The 16,732-nt window shown below is 71.7% G+C and carries 12 protein-coding genes; 6 read left to right on the forward strand and 6 right to left on the reverse strand.

What is annotated here, in order from left to right:
• Positions 1-56 precede the first annotated feature (56 nt).
• On the forward strand, positions 57-5,246 hold the full coding sequence (locus LQ757_RS02945) for a family 78 glycoside hydrolase catalytic domain (RefSeq protein WP_231045704.1): 5,190 nt from the start codon (positions 57-59) through the stop codon (positions 5,244-5,246).
• Positions 5,247-5,409: 163 nt separating this feature from the next.
• On the opposite strand, the gene LQ757_RS02950 is transcribed toward LQ757_RS02945, so the two are convergent.
• Together LQ757_RS02950 and LQ757_RS02955 are read right to left on the reverse strand one after the other, a co-directional pair.
• Positions 5,410-7,053, reverse strand: coding sequence for a glycerol-3-phosphate dehydrogenase/oxidase (locus LQ757_RS02950; RefSeq protein WP_231045705.1), 1,644 nt, complete (start codon positions 7,051-7,053; stop codon positions 5,410-5,412).
• On the reverse strand, positions 7,020-7,616 hold the full coding sequence (locus LQ757_RS02955; RefSeq protein WP_231045706.1) for a TetR/AcrR family transcriptional regulator: 597 nt from the start codon (positions 7,614-7,616) through the stop codon (positions 7,020-7,022). Before LQ757_RS02955 ends, LQ757_RS02950 begins: the two co-directional genes overlap by 34 nt.
• Before the next feature lie 20 nt (positions 7,617-7,636).
• Between LQ757_RS02955 and LQ757_RS02960 the strand changes: the two genes are divergently transcribed.
• Genes LQ757_RS02960 through LQ757_RS02970 form a run of 3 tightly spaced genes read left to right on the forward strand, consistent with a single transcriptional unit; the run spans position 7,637 to position 11,899 of the window.
• Positions 7,637-9,304: an FAD-binding oxidoreductase gene (locus tag LQ757_RS02960; RefSeq protein ID WP_231045707.1), complete on the forward strand. Its 1,668-nt coding sequence runs from the start codon at positions 7,637-7,639 to the stop codon at positions 9,302-9,304.
• Between the two features lies 1 nt (position 9,305).
• Positions 9,306-10,256 (forward strand): diacylglycerol kinase, encoded by a 951-nt coding sequence (locus LQ757_RS02965; RefSeq protein WP_231045708.1) that lies wholly within the window; start codon positions 9,306-9,308, stop codon positions 10,254-10,256.
• Positions 10,253-11,899 carry a GMC oxidoreductase gene (locus tag LQ757_RS02970; protein WP_231045709.1) on the forward strand — a complete coding sequence of 549 codons (1,647 nt, stop codon included), beginning with the start codon at positions 10,253-10,255 and terminating at the stop codon, positions 11,897-11,899. Before LQ757_RS02965 ends, LQ757_RS02970 begins: the two co-directional genes overlap by 4 nt.
• A gap of 61 nt (positions 11,900-11,960) precedes the next feature.
• Here the strand turns inward: LQ757_RS02970 and purQ are convergent, their stop codons facing one another.
• From purQ to LQ757_RS02985, 3 genes are all read right to left on the reverse strand, one after another.
• Positions 11,961-12,659, reverse strand: coding sequence for a phosphoribosylformylglycinamidine synthase subunit PurQ (purQ, locus tag LQ757_RS02975; RefSeq protein ID WP_231045710.1), 699 nt, complete (start codon positions 12,657-12,659; stop codon positions 11,961-11,963).
• 17 nt (positions 12,660-12,676) lie between these two features.
• Positions 12,677-13,009, reverse strand: a complete 333-nt coding sequence (gene purS / locus LQ757_RS02980) for a phosphoribosylformylglycinamidine synthase subunit PurS (RefSeq protein WP_231045711.1) — start codon at positions 13,007-13,009, stop codon at positions 12,677-12,679.
• Positions 13,010-13,097: 88 nt separating this feature from the next.
• The gene (locus LQ757_RS02985; RefSeq protein WP_231045712.1) at positions 13,098-13,460 is read right to left on the reverse strand and encodes a hypothetical protein; all 363 of its coding nucleotides are present in this window, start codon (positions 13,458-13,460) and stop codon (positions 13,098-13,100) included.
• A gap of 159 nt (positions 13,461-13,619) precedes the next feature.
• On the opposite strand from LQ757_RS02985, the gene LQ757_RS02990 reads away from it, so the two are divergent.
• Together LQ757_RS02990 and LQ757_RS02995 are read left to right on the forward strand one after the other, a co-directional pair.
• Positions 13,620-14,624 carry an ATP-binding cassette domain-containing protein gene (locus tag LQ757_RS02990; protein ID WP_231045713.1) on the forward strand — a complete coding sequence of 335 codons (1,005 nt, stop codon included), beginning with the start codon at positions 13,620-13,622 and terminating at the stop codon, positions 14,622-14,624.
• Positions 14,621-15,469, forward strand: coding sequence for an ABC transporter permease (locus tag LQ757_RS02995; protein WP_231045714.1), 849 nt, complete (start codon positions 14,621-14,623; stop codon positions 15,467-15,469). Before LQ757_RS02990 ends, LQ757_RS02995 begins: the two co-directional genes overlap by 4 nt.
• A 32-nt stretch (positions 15,470-15,501) precedes the next feature.
• Here LQ757_RS02995 and LQ757_RS03000 read toward each other — a convergent pair whose 3' ends face one another.
• Positions 15,502-16,725, reverse strand: a complete 1,224-nt coding sequence (locus tag LQ757_RS03000) for a kynureninase (protein ID WP_231046301.1) — start codon at positions 16,723-16,725, stop codon at positions 15,502-15,504.
• Positions 16,726-16,732: the final 7 nt, after the last annotated feature.

Below are 16,732 nucleotides of genomic sequence, written 5' to 3' on the forward strand. Positions count from 1 at the left end.
CTAGGCTCCTGACTGTTGCGTCCTAAATGAAACGTTTCATCAATGAGGAGAAACGCGTGCGATCCAATATCCGCAGTGCAGCGGTCGGCATGCTCGTCGCCGGCACGGTATTCGCGTCAGTCATCTCGGCCCCCCCGCCACCTGCCTTCGCCGCGACATCCCAGGCGACCGCCGTGAAGGTCGGCGAGCTCGAGACCAATTCGTCCGTCGACCCGATCGGCATTCCGCTGACGGCGCCGAGTTTGAGCTGGCAGCTCGCCTCGAGCGGCCGGGGCACGGTGCAGTCCGGCTACCAGGTGCGCGTCGCGACCAGCGAGGACGGCCTGTCAGCCCCCGATGTCTGGGACAGCGGCAAGGTCGAATCGGCTGCCTCGATCGAGGTGCCGTACGGCGGCCCCGACCTCGAGGGCGCGACCGCCTATGCCTGGCAGGTCCGAGTGTGGGACGGCGAAGGGCAGGCGTCGGAGTGGAGCAGCCCTGCGACGTTCGAGACCGCGCTCGCCTCGGTCGACGAGTGGGCCGACGCCGAGTGGATCGGCGCAGACACGTCGATCCCCGCAGCGTGGACCGACTACACGATGACCTTCCGCGCCTCGAAGATCTCGGGTGCGCTCGGCGTCTACTTCCGCGGGCGTGACAGCGGCAACGCCTACATGTGGCAGCTGAGCCAGAGCGCGCGGTCGCTGCGCCCCCACGTGAAGACGAACGGCGGCTATGCGGTGCTCACGGCGACGCCGTTCCCCGCCGGCTTCGACTTCGCGGCCGAGCACGAGTACTCCATCTCCGTCGACGGCGACACGATCGTGACGAAGGTCGACGGTGCGGTCCTCGACACGCGCACCGACCGCACGCACACCGCTCCCGGGCTCGTCGGCTTCCGCACGAGCGGCGCCGAGGCCGGCACCGTCTCCGAGGTCGAGGTCACCACCGAGTCGGGCAGCGTCCTGCTCGACACGACCTTCCCGTCGGGCGATCGCACCTTCACCGCAGGGGCGGTGCAGGGCGGGCAACTCGTCGTGGCCGGCAACACCGAGCCATGGTACGCATTCGGTGCCGACGTGCCGGTGCTCCGCAGCGAGTTCGAGGTCGACAAGGAGGTGGAGTCGGCCCGCATCTACGCCGCGGCACGCGGCCTCTACGAGCTCCGGCTCAACGGTGAGCCGGTCGGCGACCAGCAGCTCGCGCCGGGGTGGACCGATTACCGCACGCGCATCCAGTACCAGACCTACGACGTCACCGACCTGCTCGACGAGGGCGACAATGCGATCGGGGCCGAGATCGCCGACGGCTGGTACGCGGGTCGCGTGGCGATGTTCGGCGACTCGATCTACGGCAGCGACACGTCGCTCATCGCACAGCTGCGCATCCGGTACGCCGACGGGACCGAGCAGGTCGTCGCGACCGATGACGGCTGGCGCACCACCAACGGGCCCACGACGTCCGCCGACCTGCTCGACGGCGAGGCGTACGACGCACGACGCGCGGCTGCGCTCGGAGCGTGGTCGGAACCCGGCTACGACGACGGCGAGTGGTCGGCGGTCGTCGAGCGCCCGACCGCCACCCCGCAGCTCGAGCCGCAGACGGCGCCGCCGGTGCGGGTCACCGAGGAGCTCGACGCGACGGAGCTCCCGAGCCCGGCCGACGGCGTGCACGTCTACGACCTCGGCCAGAACATGGTCGGGCATCCCCGCGTGACGCTCACCGGCAAGGCCGGCCAGACCGCGCGCATCCGCGTCGCCGAGGTGCTGAACCCCGACGGCTCGCTCTACACGGCGAACTTCCGCAGTGCGAAGGCGACCGACTACTACACGTTCGCCACCGACGAGCCCGAGACCTGGGAGCCGAAGTTCACGTTCCACGGCTTCCGCTACGTCGAGATCACCGGTGTCGACGAGGCGCCCCCGGCCGACGCCATCACGGGCGTCGTCGTCGGCACCGACAACCGGCCGACCGCATCGCTCGAAACCTCGTCCGCCCTCGTGAACCAGCTGCAGAGCAACATCGTCTGGGGACAGCGCGGCAACTTCCTGTCGATTCCGACCGACACTCCCGCGCGTGACGAGCGCATGGGCTGGACCGGCGACATCAACGTGTTCGCCAACACGGCGAACGTCAACATGGACTCGCAGCTGTTCCTGAAGAAGTGGCTGCAGGACCTGCGTGACACGCAGAACGTCTCAGGCTCGTTCCCGGGCGTCGCGCCGGTGGTCCCCGGCCGGTTCGACGGTGGGTACGGCAGCGCCGGCTGGGCCGACGCGGGCGTGCACGTGCCGTACTCGATCTGGAAGGCCTACGGCGACACGCAAATCCTGGTCGACAGCTACGACTCGATGAAGCGGTACGTCGACTACCTCGACTCGACGGCGCCCGGGCACATCCGCAACGTCGGCGGATACAACGACTGGCTGAACCTCGACGACGACACGCCGGCGACGGTCATCGACACGGCGTTCCTCGCCAAGGGCACCCGCGAGTTCTCCGAGATGGCTGCGGCGCTCGGTCGCGACGACGATGCGCAGGCCTACCTCGAGCGCTATGAGGCGATCAAGGCCGCGTTCGGCGCGGCGTTCGTCAGCGCCGACGGCACGGTGCGGGGTGACTCGCAGACGGCGTACATCCTGACGATCACGAACGACCTCATCCCGGCGGGTCTCGAGGACCAGGTCGCAGCGCAGTTCGTCGAGACGCTCGAACGTCGTGGCAACCACCTCTCGACGGGCTTCCTCGGTGTCGACGGACTGCTGCCCGCGCTGACGGCGATCGGTCGCACCGACATCGCCTACACGCTGCTGCAGAACACCGGCTACCCCTCGTGGGGCTACGAGATCGGCAAGGGCGCGACCACGATCTGGGAGCGCTGGAACTCGATCATGCCCGACGGGTCGTTCGGACCGGTCGAGATGAACTCCTTCAACCACTACGCGTACGGCGCGGTCGGCGAGTGGATGTACCGCACCATGGCGGGCGTCTCAGCGCTCGAGCCCGGGTACCGCAAGGTGCTCGTCGCACCGCAGGCAGGCGCAGGCATCGACTGGGTCGACTTCTCGCTCGACACGCCCTATGGCGCCGTCGCCTCATCCTGGCGATCGGATGCCTCGGGCGCGATGAAGCTCGACGTCACCGTGCCGGCGAACACGACCGCGGAGATCCGCATTCCGACGTCGAGCCGTTGGGCGATCACCGAGGGCGGCAAGCCCGTCGAATCGGTACCGGGCATCGAGTTCTCCCGCTTCGGCGACGGTGTCGCCGTGTTCACGGTGGGTTCGGGCGAGTACGCGTTCGCCCAGGACGCGACGCTCGGCCGCATCGGCGATGCGCGAGACGCGGCATCCGAATTCGGCGACCAGGTCGATGCGCTCGTCGATGGGGGCGCACTTTCCGAGTCGCAGGTCGAATCGCTCGTCGAGTTCGCGGGCAAGCTCGCCGATCGCGCCGGAAAGTCGTGGGATGAGTTCGTCGGCGACAAGCCCGGTCGCGACCGCGCCCTGCGCACGGCCGGGGCGGTGCACCAGACGCTGAGCGCGATCCAGTCGATCACCGCGTACCTCGACCGCGAGGTCGCTCGCGGCGCACTGGCGGCCGAGACCGCCGACGGGCTCCGCGCGATCCTCGAGCCCGCCGCTGAGAAGCTGTCGGCGGTGTCGGCGACGCTCGTCGGGGCGCAGGTCTCGCTCACGACGCCGACCGAGGCCGTCTTCCCCGGTGACGTCGCCCGCGTCGACGTCACGCTCGACGTCAGCGGCGACAAGAAGCTGAGCCGCGCCGAGGCCGAGGTGACCTCATCCGATGGCTGGACGGTCACCGCGGTCCCGCAGGACGGCGCGGCGACGCTCACGCCCGGCTCGATGACGACGTTCGCCTTCGACGTCGCGGTGCCGGCCGACGCGACCCCCGGCCCGCACGGCCTCACCGGGTCGCTGACCTACCGCTATGGCGGGACCGACGTCACGCTTCCCGTGGATGCCGAGCTCGCCGTGTCCGCACCCGTGGCTGTGCAGGCGGTCTCCGTGGAGCCGGCGGCTGCCCATCCGGGCGATGTCGTCGCGCTTGCCGTCGACCTCGTCAACCGCACCGATGACGAGCGCTCGGGCACCGTCCAGATGGCCGCGCCCGACGGATGGGATCCGGCGGAGCTGCCCTTCACGCTCGCGGCCGGCGCATCCGGCCGGTCGACCGTCGAGGTAACCGTGCCGTACACGGTCACAGCGGGAGACGCCGCCCTCGTGGCCAGCGTCGGGTCCTCCGACGAGGAGCGCGGTGAGGCGACGCTGGCGGTGGGCCTCACAACCACCCCGGCGATTGTCGTCGACCACGTCGACCTCGGCCTGGCCGCCTCCGAGCGGTCGCACGGGCTGACGGCGTCCGAGCACTCGGGCACGTCGCTGGAGGCGGGGCTGACCCGCCGGTACACGCACACGTCGTTCCCGGGCGGATGGTTCGAGTTCGACGTCGCGGTTCCGGAGGGCGAGTCGTTCGTGGTCCGTGCGGTCGAGACGTTCGACGGAGCGCGGGCGAAGACCTACGACGTCTCCGCCGACGGCGAGCCGGTCTTCGAGCAGCGGTACTCCCGCACCGCGGGCGGCACCGGCACGATGACGTACCAGTTCCTCGTGGACGACGACGCCATCACGGCCGACGGCACCGTGCGCCTCCGGTTCCAGGACGTCGACGGCGGGTACGACCCGTCGATCGCCGACGTGTGGATCCTGCCGGTGGCGAGCGGGCTCGACGCGGCGCAGAACGTGCTCGCCGGGTCATCCGTGACGGCGCGGACGAGCCTGCAGGCGGCGCCCGGGTGGAGCACGGCGAACCTGGTCGACGGCAAGCGCGAAAGCCTCGCCGGCGGGGCGAAGGGGTACACCTCGAACGGTCCGGACCGGGCGCCGACCGGCGTCGACCAGTGGGTCGCCTTCGACCGCGGTACCCCGAAAGCCCTGAACACGGTCGTGCTCTACCCCAGGACGGCGACCGCGGACGACACGGCGGGCGACGGCACCGACGGCGCCCACTTCCCGAAGGCGTTCGCGCTGCAGGTGAGCGACGACGGCACGACCTGGGCGACCGTGCACACGGTGACCGGCCAGGCGGATCCGGGCCCGCGCCCGCAGGCGTACCGGTTCGACACGACGCAGGCGCGCTACGTGCGGGTGCAGGTCGGCGAGCTCGGCCGGCCGACCGTGGCCGAGGGGCAGCTCGGCTTCTACCGACTGCAGCTCGCCGAGGTTCAGGCGTTCGAGCTGCGGTAGCCACGAAACCGGCACGAAAACAGGAAGACACGCCGATTCGGCCACGAAAACAGGAAGGAGCGACTGATTCCGGTCGCTCCTTCCTGTTTTCGGGGCGTGGGTGGACCGGAGCTGAGGTGCGCGGGTGGTGCAGAGTTGAGGGCGCGAGCGTCGCGGCCGCGCCTCAGCCGAGTCGAGCCATCGCTGCTTCGACGATCTCCGCGACTGCGGCGTTCGCCCGCTCGCGGTCGGCGGCGACGAGTCCGATGCGGGTGCGGCGGTCGAGCACGTCGTCGACGTCGAGTGCGCCTTCGGCGAGGACCGCGAACTCGATCTCCGCACGGGTGATGTCGAGGCCCGGTGCGATGCGGTCGGCCGGGCGGTCGCAGTGCGCCCGCTCGAGCACGGCGGATGCCTCGGCGCCGAAGCGGGCCGTCAGCCAGGCGGGTGATTCGTGGGGCGCACGGGCCCTCGGCTGCTCGCCGCCCGGTACCCCGAGCGACGCGACGGGAACCGCCGAGGCCGGGGCGCCGACGAGCGCGAGCTCCGCCGTGCGGCATCCCGGGTCGACGAGGCCCGCGTGCCGGCAGGCGAGATCGACGGCGTCGCGCGCCATCGCCCGATAGGTCGTGAGCTTGCCGCCGAGCACGTTGACGACTCCCGAGCCCGAGACGGCGACGTGGTGCCGGCGCGAGATGTCGGCGGTCGCACCATCGCCACCCGTGTCGATGAGGGGGCGGAGGCCCGCGAAGGCGCCGAGCACATCGCCCCGGCCGAGGGGGCGTTCGAGCGCCGACGAGACGGTGCGGAGCAGGAAGTCGATCTCGGCGTCCTGAGGCTCGGGCACGTCGGGCACCGGCCCCGGTGCATCCTCGTCGGTGAGGCCGACGACCACCCGACCGAGCTGCTGCGGCAGCGCGAAGACGAAGCGGCTGATCGAGCCGGGATGCGGCACCGTGAGCGCGGCGGACGGGTGCCCGAGCGCGGCCGCGTCGAGCACGAGATGGGTGCCCCGGCTCGGTCGCATCCGGATCCCCGGATCGAGTTCGCCCGCCCAGACGCCGGCGGCGTTCACGACGACCCGGGCGCGAACGCGCAGCGAGCCGCCGCCGAGAGCGTCGGTGAGGGTCGCCTCGTCGGCACCCGCGTTCGTGACCCGCATCCGGGTCAGCACCGTCGCTCCATGGGCGGCCGCGGTGCGCGCCAGGGCGACGACGAGCCGGGCGTCGTCGACGAGCTGCCCGTCGTGGGCGAGCACGCCGCCGCGCAGGCCTTCGCGCCGGAGGGCGGGTGCGAGGCGCAGCGCCTCGTCGCGGCCGATGCGCCGGGGGTGCGCGAGCACCGAGGCCGGGGTGCGGGCGAGCATGCGCAGCCCGTCGCCGAGACCCATGCCGACGCCGCCGAAGACCCGCTGCTTCGCCGACACCGAGGGCACGAAGGGCAGCAGCTGCGGCAGGCTCCGCACGAGGTGCGGCGCGACGCGCGTCATGAGCAGGTGTCGCTCGACCGCGCTCTCCCGTGCGACGGCGACGTCGCCGGTCGCCAGGTAGCGCAGCCCGCCGTGCACGAGCTTGGAGCTCCAGCGGCTCGTGCCGAACGCGAGGTCGTGGGCTTCGGCGAGCACGACCGAGAGGCCGCGGCTCGCCGCGTCGAGCGCGAAGCCCGCGCCAGTGACGCCGCCGCCGATGACGAGCAGGTCGACCGGCTCGGTGCGGGCGGCGAGGGCGTCGAGCTCGCGCGAGCGGCGTGCCGCGTTCAGGGCGGAGGAGTGCGCCGGGGCCGTCGTGCGGGAGTTCAGGGGCGAAGGTGCCCGTCGAGTGCGTGCCAAAGTTCGCTGCTCCAATGCGGCTCGTCGATGAGGGTGGAGACGGTGTTGTGCGAGAGGATCGCCGACTGCGCGATGAGCAGCAGCATGACGGCGAGGTCGCTCGGGGCGCCGGGGCGCACGGTGCCGCCCCGCTGCGCGAGGGCGATCGCCGCGGCGAGCCACTGCAGGATCACCCGCTGGCTCGAGCCGATGCGCTGCAGCGTGTAGCGGGTGAAGACCTCGGGTTCGCGTTCGAGCAGCCGCCCGTAGAGGGGGTCGGTGCGGAACAGCTCGGAGAAGCGCAGCACGTCGCGCACGATCTCGTCGCGCGACTGCGCGGGCTCGGGAAACTGCGCGATGAGCGACACGGTGGCGCGGTGCAGTGCGGAGCGCACGATCTCGTCGGCGCTCGACCAGCGACGGTACACCGTGGGCCGGCTGACACCGGCGTTGCGGGCGACCTCGGCGACGGTGACACCGCCGACGCCGCGGGCTGCGATGAGTTCGACGGCGGCGTCGAGCATGCGCGTCTCGGCATCGCTCCAGGCCGGGCGGTCGAGCTCGGTTGCTTGACGATCTTCCATGATGTGTCACACTGTAACGCATGGTCGACGAAGACGGCACCGCCCCTACCGCCACGACGCCGGGCGACGAGACATCCGCCCCGATGCGCTGGAACGGCTGGGGGGATCCCGCCAAGGCGAAGGAGCTGCCGCTCGCCGTGCGCACCCTGCTGCCGATGCTGCTCGGCCGCACGCCGAAGCCGGCTCCCGCGGCGAAGCTCGACGAGGTCGAGCTCGACGCCTCCCGGCTCGGCGACGACGACCGCGCCGCGCTCGCCGACGTGGTCGGTCAGGAGCACCTCGCGGTCGACGACGAGGCGCGCATCCGCCACGCGGGCGGCCGCTCGACGCCCGACCTCCTGCGTCGGCGCGCGCAGCATCAGGATGCCCCGGACGCCGTCGTCACGCCGGCCGATCACGCGCAGGTGCTCGCGGTGCTGCGGCTCGCGAGCGAACGCGGCATCGCGGTCGTGCCCTTCGGCGGCGGCACGAGTGTCGTCGGCGGACTCGACCCCGAGCGGGGCGACCACCACGCGGTGATCGCGCTCGACCTCGGCCGCCTCACCGGGCTCGTCTCGCTCGACGAGACGAGCGGCGAGGCCGTGCTCGGCGCTGGCACGACCGGCCCCGAGGCCGAACGCCTGCTCGGCGCCCACGGCTTCGAGCTCGGCCACTTCCCGCAGAGCTTCCGCTACGCGACCCTCGGCGGGTTCGCGGCCGCTCGCTCCTCGGGTCAGAACTCGGCCGGCAACGGCCGCTTCGACGCGATGGTCACGGGCCTGCGCGTGGCCACGCCGACCGGTGAGCTCGAACTCGGCCGGGCGCCGGGCTCGGCCGCGGGCCCCGACCTCCTGCGCCTCTTCCTCGGCTCCGAGGGCGCCTTCGGCGTCATCACCGAGGTGCGGCTGCGCGTGCACCCGGTGCCCGCCGTGCGCCTCGCCGAGGCGTGGACCTTCCCCGACTTCGCGACCGGCGCCGACGCACTGCGGCGGGTGGCGCAGCTCGGCACCGGGCCCACCGTCATCCGCCTCTCGGACGAGGCCGAGACGGGCGTCTCGCTCGCCCAGGTCGGCCGCATCGGCAAGGCGCTCGCGAAGGGCGCGAGCGCGATCACCGTGTTCGAGGGCGGCGCCGAGCTCGCCGCCGACCGGCACGCCCGCACCGCGCAGGTGCTGCGCGAGGCCGGCGGCACCTCGGCCGGGCCCGCCGCCGCCGAGGAATGGGTGCACGGCCGCTTCAACGCCCCGTACCTGCGCGACGCGCTGCTCGACCACGGCGTGTTCTGCGAGACGCTCGAGACGGCGACGACCTGGTCGAACCTCGAACGGCTGAAGCGCGAGGTCACCGCCGCGATCTCCGACGGCTTCGCCGCGCGGGGCGCGAAGTCGCTGGTGCTGTGCCACGTCTCGCACGTGTACCCGACGGGCGCCGCCCTCTACTTCACGATCCTCGCGGGCGTGAAGGGCGAGCAGCTCACCGAGTGGGAGCCCGTGAAGGCCGCGGTGAACGACGCGATCATGGTGGGCGGCGGCACGATCAGCCACCACCACGGCGTCGGCCGCGACCACGCGCCGTGGCTCGAACGCGAGATCGGGCCCGTCGGGGTGCGTCTGCTGCGCGCCGTGAAGGCCGAGCTCGACCCGGCCGGCGTCATGAACCCGGGCGCGCTCGTCGCGGCGGGCGGACGCTCAGAACCCGGGAGCCGCTGACATGATCGGGCACATCGTGGTGCTCGTGAACCCGAGCTCGGGCCGCGGCCGCGGCGCCGAGGCCGCGCAGCGCGCCGTCGCCCGGCTCGAGCAGCTCGGGGCCGAGCTGCGCGTGCTCTCGGGCGCGTCGGTCGACGACACCCGCCGGCTCGCCCGCGAGGCGGTCGCGACCCGACCCAGCGCGCTCGTCGTCGTCGGCGGCGACGGCACGCTCTCCTCGGTGCTCGACGCCGTCGTCGGCTCGGGGGTGCCGATCGCCCTCGTCCCCGCCGGCACCGGCAACGACCTCGCCCGTGCCCTCGGCCTGCCCTTCGACGCGGCCGACGCCGCGGCGGACGCGGCGGAGCTCGCCGTGCACGGCACGCCCCGCGCGATCGACGTCGGCGAGGTCGAGTCGGCGACGGGCACGAAGCGCTTCCTCACCGTCGCGGCACTCGGCTTCGACGCACACGTCAGCGAGCGCACGAACCGGTTGCGCTGGCCCAGCGGGCGGGCACGCTACTACCTGGCCCTCGTCATCGAGCTCGCGCGCCTGCGCCCGGTGCCCTTCGAGTACCGCCTCGACGGGCAGTCGCTGCGCGCGGCGCCCGGCACCCTCATCGCCGTCGGCAGCACGCGCAGCTACGGCGGGGGCAAGCCGGTGTGCCCGGCGGCGGTCCCCGACGACGGGCTGCTCGACGTCACGCACGTCGGCCCGCTCGGTCGAGCGAAGCTCGCCCGGCTCTTCCCGCTGCTGCTGCGCGGCGCCCACGTCGAACGGCCAGAGGTCACGACCGCGCAGGCGAGCGTCGTCGAGGTGGATGCCCCGGGGCTCGTCGTCTACGCCGACGGCGAGCGCGTCGGTTCGGGGCGGGTGCGGATCAGGGTCGTGCCGGGGGCGCTCACCGTGCTCGTGCCCTCCGCGAGCGGCGTCGTCGTCGCCGCAGAGGCCGGCCGCGAGGCATCCGCATGACCGCCTTCGACCACGACGTCGTCATCGTCGGCTCGGGCTTCGGCGGCTCGGTCGCGGCCCTCCGGCTCGCGTCCAAGGGCTACGGCGTGCACGTGTACGAGGCGGGGCGGCGCTTCGCCGACGAGGACTTCGCGAAGACCTCGTGGAACCTCCGGCGGTACCTCTGGGCGCCCGCGATCGGATGCTACGGCGTGCAGCGCATCCACAAGCTGCCGCACGTCATGATCCTCGCCGGGGCGGGCGTCGGCGGCGGATCGCTGAACTACGCGAACACCCTCTACGAACCGGGACCTGCCTTCTTCGCCGACCCGCAGTGGGGCGCGCTCGCCGACTGGCAGCACGAGCTCGCGCCGCACTACGCGACCGCGAAGCGCATGCTCGGCGTCGTGCCGCAGTACCCCCACGACGGGCCGGTCGAACGCATCATGGCCGGTGCCGCGAACGACCTCGGCGTCGGCGAGACCTTCCGCCGCGCCCCCGTCGGGGTGTACTTCGGCGCTCCCGGCGAGACGGTGCCCGACCCGTTCTTCGGCGGCGAGGGCCCCGACCGCACCGGGTGCACGTTCTGCGGCAACTGCATGGTCGGCTGCCGCGTCGGCGCGAAGAACACGCTCGCGAAGAACTACCTGCCGCTCGCGGAACAGCTCGGCGCGACGATCGAGCCGCTGCGCACCGTCACCGAGGTGCGTGCGCTCGACGGCGGCGGGTACGCCGTGACGACCGTGCGCAGCGGGGCGACGGTGCGCCGCGACCGTCGTACCGTCACCGCCGAGCAGGTTGTGTTCGCCGCCGGCACCTGGGGTACCCAGCAGCTGCTGCACCGCATGAAGGACTCGGGCGGGCTGCCCGGTCTCTCCGACGCGCTCGGCCGGCTCACCCGCACGAACTCCGAGGCCCTCGACGGCGCCGTCGCGGTGTCGGTGCCCGAGGGGCTCGGCCTCGCGCGCGGCGTCGCGATCACGACCTCGTTCCACGTCGACGAGCGCACGCACGTCGAGAACGTGCGCTACGGGCCGGGGTCGAACCTCATGGGCGCCCTCGCGACCGGCCTCGTGCCCGGGGGCCGCCCGCTGCTCGTGCGGCTCGGCGCCCTCGTCGGCGGTGCGGTGCGGCATCCGATCACGACCCTGCGACTGAGCTCGCTCCGGCGATGGAGCGAACGCGGCATCATCGCCCTCGTCATGCAGACCGCCGACAACTCGCTCACGCTCTCGCTGAAGCACAGGCTCGGGCGCCGTGTGCTCACGAGCGCCCAGGGGGAGGGCGAGCCGAACCCGAGCCACCTGCCCGGCGCGCACCTCGCGGCGCAGGCGATCGCGGCGCGCATGCAGTCGGCCGGCGGAGTGCCCGCCGAGGCGCGCGGTTCGTGGCCCGAGGTCTTCGGCATCCCGTTGACGGCGCACTTCCTCGGCGGGGCGGTCGTCTCGGGCTCGCCCGAGCACGGGGTCGTCGACCCGTATCACCGCGTCTGGGGCCACCCCGGGCTGCACGTCGTCGACGGGGCAGCGATGCCCGCGAACCCCGGCGTCAACCCCTCACTCACGATCACGGCGATGGCCGAGCGGGCGCTGTCGTACTGGCCGCGGCGCAGCGCGGCCGACGCCCGGCCGACGCAGGAGGAGCTGCTCGCGAGACGCGGCTGAAGCCGGTACCCGACAGGTGCGGACGGGCGGCCGAGGCGTGACGGACAGGGCCCGTGCGTGTCTACGCCTCGACGAGCGCCCGCTTCACGACGCTCGTGAAGAACCCGAGCCCATCGACACCCGACCGCATCGCGGCGGGGGTGTCGGGGCCGAAGCCGGGCTCGACGGCGTGCTCGGGGTGCGGCATGAGCCCCACCACGTTGCCGCGTTCGTTCGAGATGCCGGCGATGTCCCGCAGGGATCCGTTGGGGTTCACGTCGACGTAGCGGAACACGACGCGACCCTCGCCCTCGAGCCGGTCGAGCGTCTCGTCGGACGCGATGAAGCCGCCCTCGCCGTTCTTCAGCGGGATCGTGATCTGCTGCCCGGCCTCGAACTCGGCGGTCCACGCGGTCGACGCGTTCTCGACGCTGAGCACCTGGTCGCGGCAGATGAACGAGCCGTGGTCGTTGCGGATGAGCCCGCCCTCGAGCAGCCCCGCCTCGGTCAGCATCTGGAAGCCGTTGCAGATGCCGAGCACGGGCATGCCCGCGTTCGCCGCGGCGACGACCTCGGTCATGATCGGGCTGAGCGAGGCGATCGCGCCGCAGCGCAGGTAGTCGCCGTAGCTGAAGCCGCCGGGCAGGATGAGGGCGTCGACGCCCTCGAGGTCGTGCGAGCCGTGCCAGAGCGCGACGGGCTCGCCGCCCGCGAGTCGCACCGCGCGCTGCGCGTCGCGGTCGTCGAGCGAGCCGGGGAAGGTGATGACACCGATGCGCATGTGGTCGGCCCGCCCGCTCAGTGGGTCTCGCCCGCGGGGGCTCCGAAGCCCTCATCGGTGACGGATGCCGCTTCGACGGCCTCTTCGGCGAGCTCGATGTTGGTCACCTCGTAGTGGATGCCCACGACGTCTTCGATGACCTGGTTCGAGAGGATCTCCTCGGCGATCTGCTTCACGCTCGCGCGGAGCGCGTCGTCGACGGGCCCGTCGACCGTGAGCTCGAACCGCTTGCCGACCCGCACGCCCGTGTATCCGGAGTGCCCGGTGCGGGCGAGGGCGCCGGCGACGGCCTTGCCCTGGGGATCGAGCAGTTCGGCCTTGGGCATCACTTCGACGACGATGGTGGGCACCGCGGTTCTCCGTCCGGTGAGGGGGTGGATACCTCGATTCTATCGGGCGCGAGGCGGCGTCATGCTCGTCTCGAACGTGCCCGGGCGCTCAGCGCCGGAAGATCGCCCGAACGACGACCGTCACCGCGACGATCGCCGCGATGGCGACGAGGACGACGAGCGCCGGGTTCTCTCGGTACTTCGCCCGCACGTACGCGATGCCTTCGTCTGCGGCGTCCTTGGCGTCGGAGTACATCTCGTGCGCCTGCTCCGAGATCGCCTCGGCGGCGTCGGTGGCCGCTGAACGCACGTCGTCGACCAGGTCGCCGACCACCGCGGTGGCTCGTTCCGCAGCGTCCTCGGCGTCGTCGGTGAGGTCGTCGACGGCGTCGGCAGTCGCGGACGTGGCACGAGCAGCAGCCTCACGCGCCGCCTGCGTCGCCTCAGCGATATCGCGGTTCGACTTCGTCATGATTCCCGCCCTTCGTCGTTGAGATGCGGCCATGGTACGCGCGTCGCCCGAGCGTGGCGCGAGTGCGCGGGCGGGGTTGACAAACGTTCGGAGCACCGAGCGGGATTCGAGGCGGGCGAGGCCTTGTCGATGTCGGTGGCCTCGTCTACGGTCGAGCACATGGCCTTCATCGAGGCCCGGGGGCTCGTCAAGCGCTACCACGTCCGCAACGCGCCACCGGTAGAAGCGCTCGCCGGCGTCGACCTGTCGGTCGAGCAGGGCACGGTGCGCGCGCTCCTCGGCCCCAACGGCGCGGGCAAGACCACCGCCGTCAAGGTGTTCACCACTCTGCTCGTGCCAGACGAGGGCACCGCGACCATCGGCGGTATCGACGTGCTGAAGCGCGGCGACGAGGTGCGCCCCATCATCGGGGTGTCGGGCCAGTACGCCGCCGTCGACGAAGACCTCACCGGGCTCGAGAACCTCGACATGGTGGGCCGCCTCTACCACTACCCGGCCCGTGAGTCCCGACGGCGGGCGCACGAGCTCATCGACGCGTTCGAGCTCAGCGAGGCGCAGAACCGACCGGTGAAAGGCTTCTCCGGCGGCATGCGCCGCCGCATCGACCTCGCAGGCGCGATCTTCTCCAAGCCCCAGGTGCTCTTCCTCGACGAGCCGACGACGGGTCTCGATCCGCGCAGCCGCATGGGGATGTGGGAGATCATCCAGGGGCTCGTCAGCGAGGGCACGACGGTGTTCCTCACGACCCAATACCTCGAGGAGGCCGACCGGCTCGCCGACGCGATCTCCGTGATCGACGGGGGGCGCGTCATCGCCGAGGGCACGGCCGATGAGCTGAAGGCACAGGTCGGCGGCCAGCAGATCGAGCTCACCGTCGTCGACCCGGGCGACGCCGAACTCGTGCTCGCGGTGCTCGCTCGGCACGGAGCATCCGAACCTCGCACCTCCGACGACGGTCGCACATTCACCGTCGGCGTCACCGAAGGCCCCCGCGCGCTCGAGTCCACGCTCACCGAACTCAACGCGGTCGGGGTGCGCATGCATGATGCGGGCATGCGGCGCCCCACGCTCGACGACGTGTTCCTGAAGCTCACCGGCCACATGGCCGAGACCGACACCGCCGCCGACGAGCCGGCGCACGAGCGGGCGGGGGCGGGCTCATGACGACGATCGCCAAGCCAGGGGCATCCGCTGTCCGCCGCCCGAGCGGGCTCAGCACTTGGTACACCGACGGATGGGCGACGACGAAGCGCAACCTCATCAAGATCAAGCGCGTGCCCGACGTGCTCGTGTTCACGACCCTGCAGCCGATCATGTTCGTGCTGCTGTTCACGTATGTGTACGAGGGCGTGATCGACATTCCGGGCATCAGCTATACCGAGTTCATCATGGCCGGCATCTTCGCGCAGACCATCGTGTTCGGTTCGACGTGGTCGGGCTCGGCGATGGCGCAAGACCTGAAGAACGGCATCATCGACCGCTTCCGCACCCTGCCGATCAGCCACTCGGCAGTGCTCATCGGTCGCACCAACGGCGACCTCGTGATCAATTCCCTTTCGATGGTGGTGATGATCGCCGCCGGTCTGATCGTCGGCTGGCGCATCACGACGAGCGTCTGGGAGGGCCTCGCCGGCGTCGCGCTCCTGCTGCTCTTCGGCTACGCGTTCTCGTGGGTGATGGCGTTCCTCGGCATGAGCGTTCGAAGTCCCGAGGTCATCAACAATGCCGCATTCATCATCCTCTTCCCGCTCACCTTCCTGTCGAACGCGTTCGTGCCGTCCGAGACCCTGCCGGGTCCGCTCCAGACGTTCGCCGAATACAACCCGGTGTCGGCGCTCGTGCTCGCGGCGCGCGAACTGTTCGGCAACGTGCCGCCCGGCTATCCCGAACCCGACGTGTGGACGCTGCAGAACCCGATCGCCACCTCGCTCATCGGGATCGCCCTCATGCTGCTCGTCTTCGTGCCGCTGTCGATCCGCAAGTTCGGCCGGGTGTCGACCAGGTCGTGAGGCGCCGGATTCCGGGCAACCGAAGCCCTCCGCTACGCGAGCCCGGCGCGCTCCAGCAGCACCGACTTCAGCACGTCGCGCGTGGCCGCGAGCCCGCGGTGCACCTCTTCGAAGCTCGTCGACAATGGCGAGAGGCCGATGCGAAGCCCGCCGGGGTCACGGTAGTCGGGGATGACGTCGCGTTGCCAGAGCCGCGCGGTCACCTCGCGCATCGCGGGATGGTGCAGGGTGACGTGCCCGCCGCGCTCCTCGGAGTCGGCGGGGGAGGCGAGGGTGACGCCGAGGGGGCCGAGCCAGTCGTCGGCGAGGGCGATCGCGAACGACGTCAGCGCGACCGACTTGGCGCGCAGCGCCGGCATGCCGGCCTCCTCGATCATCGCGAGGGTCTCTTCCATCGGCAGCATGGCGACGATCGGCGACGTGCCCGAGAGGAACCGGCGAATACTCGGCTCGGGTTCGTAGTCGGGCCCCATCGCGAACATGTCGCGCGTGCCGAACCAGCCCTGGATCGGCTGCGTGATCACCGCCTGCAGGTCGTCGCGCACGTAGGCGAACGCGGGCGAACCCGGCCCGCCGTTCAGGTACTTGTAGGTGCATCCGACGGCGAGGTCGAAGCCCCAGGCATCCGCTCGAATCGGAACCGATCCCGCCGAATGGCAGAGGTCCCACATGATAAGTGCGCCGGCATCGTGCGCGATGCGCGTGAGCTCGGGCGCGTCGGCGAGGTACGCCGATCGGTAGGCGACGTGCGAGATGACCACGAGGGCGGTCTCGGGGCCGACGGCCTCGGCGAGTTGTTCGGGCGTCACGCCCGTCGACGTGTCGACGTCGATCCAGCGCAGCTTCAGGCCGCGCTCGTTCGCGATGCCGTCGAGCACGTACCGATCGGTGGGGAAGTTGTCGGTGTCGACGACGATCTCGCGTCGGCGCGGGTCGCGCGCGATCTGCGCGTCGACGGCGGCCCGGGCGAGCTTGTAGAGCAGCACGGTGGTGGAGTCGCCGATGACCGTCTGGCCGGCCTTGGCCTCGATGACCGAGCGCCCGATGCGATCGCCGATCTCGACGGGCAGTTGCAGCCAGGCCTCGTCCCACCCGCGGATGAGCCGCTCGCCCCACCCGTCGCGCATGAATTCCCCCATGCGCTCGATCGCAGACACCGGCGGTCGCCCGAGCGAGTTGCCGTCGAAGTAGACGAGGTCGGTCTCGGCGCCCGCGAAGCGCTTGCGGTAGTGCGCGAGGCCGTCGGCGCGGTCCATGCGGCGG

It is taken from the genome of Agromyces cavernae, assembly GCF_021044935.1.
Lineage (GTDB): Bacteria > Actinomycetota > Actinomycetes > Actinomycetales > Microbacteriaceae > Agromyces > Agromyces cavernae.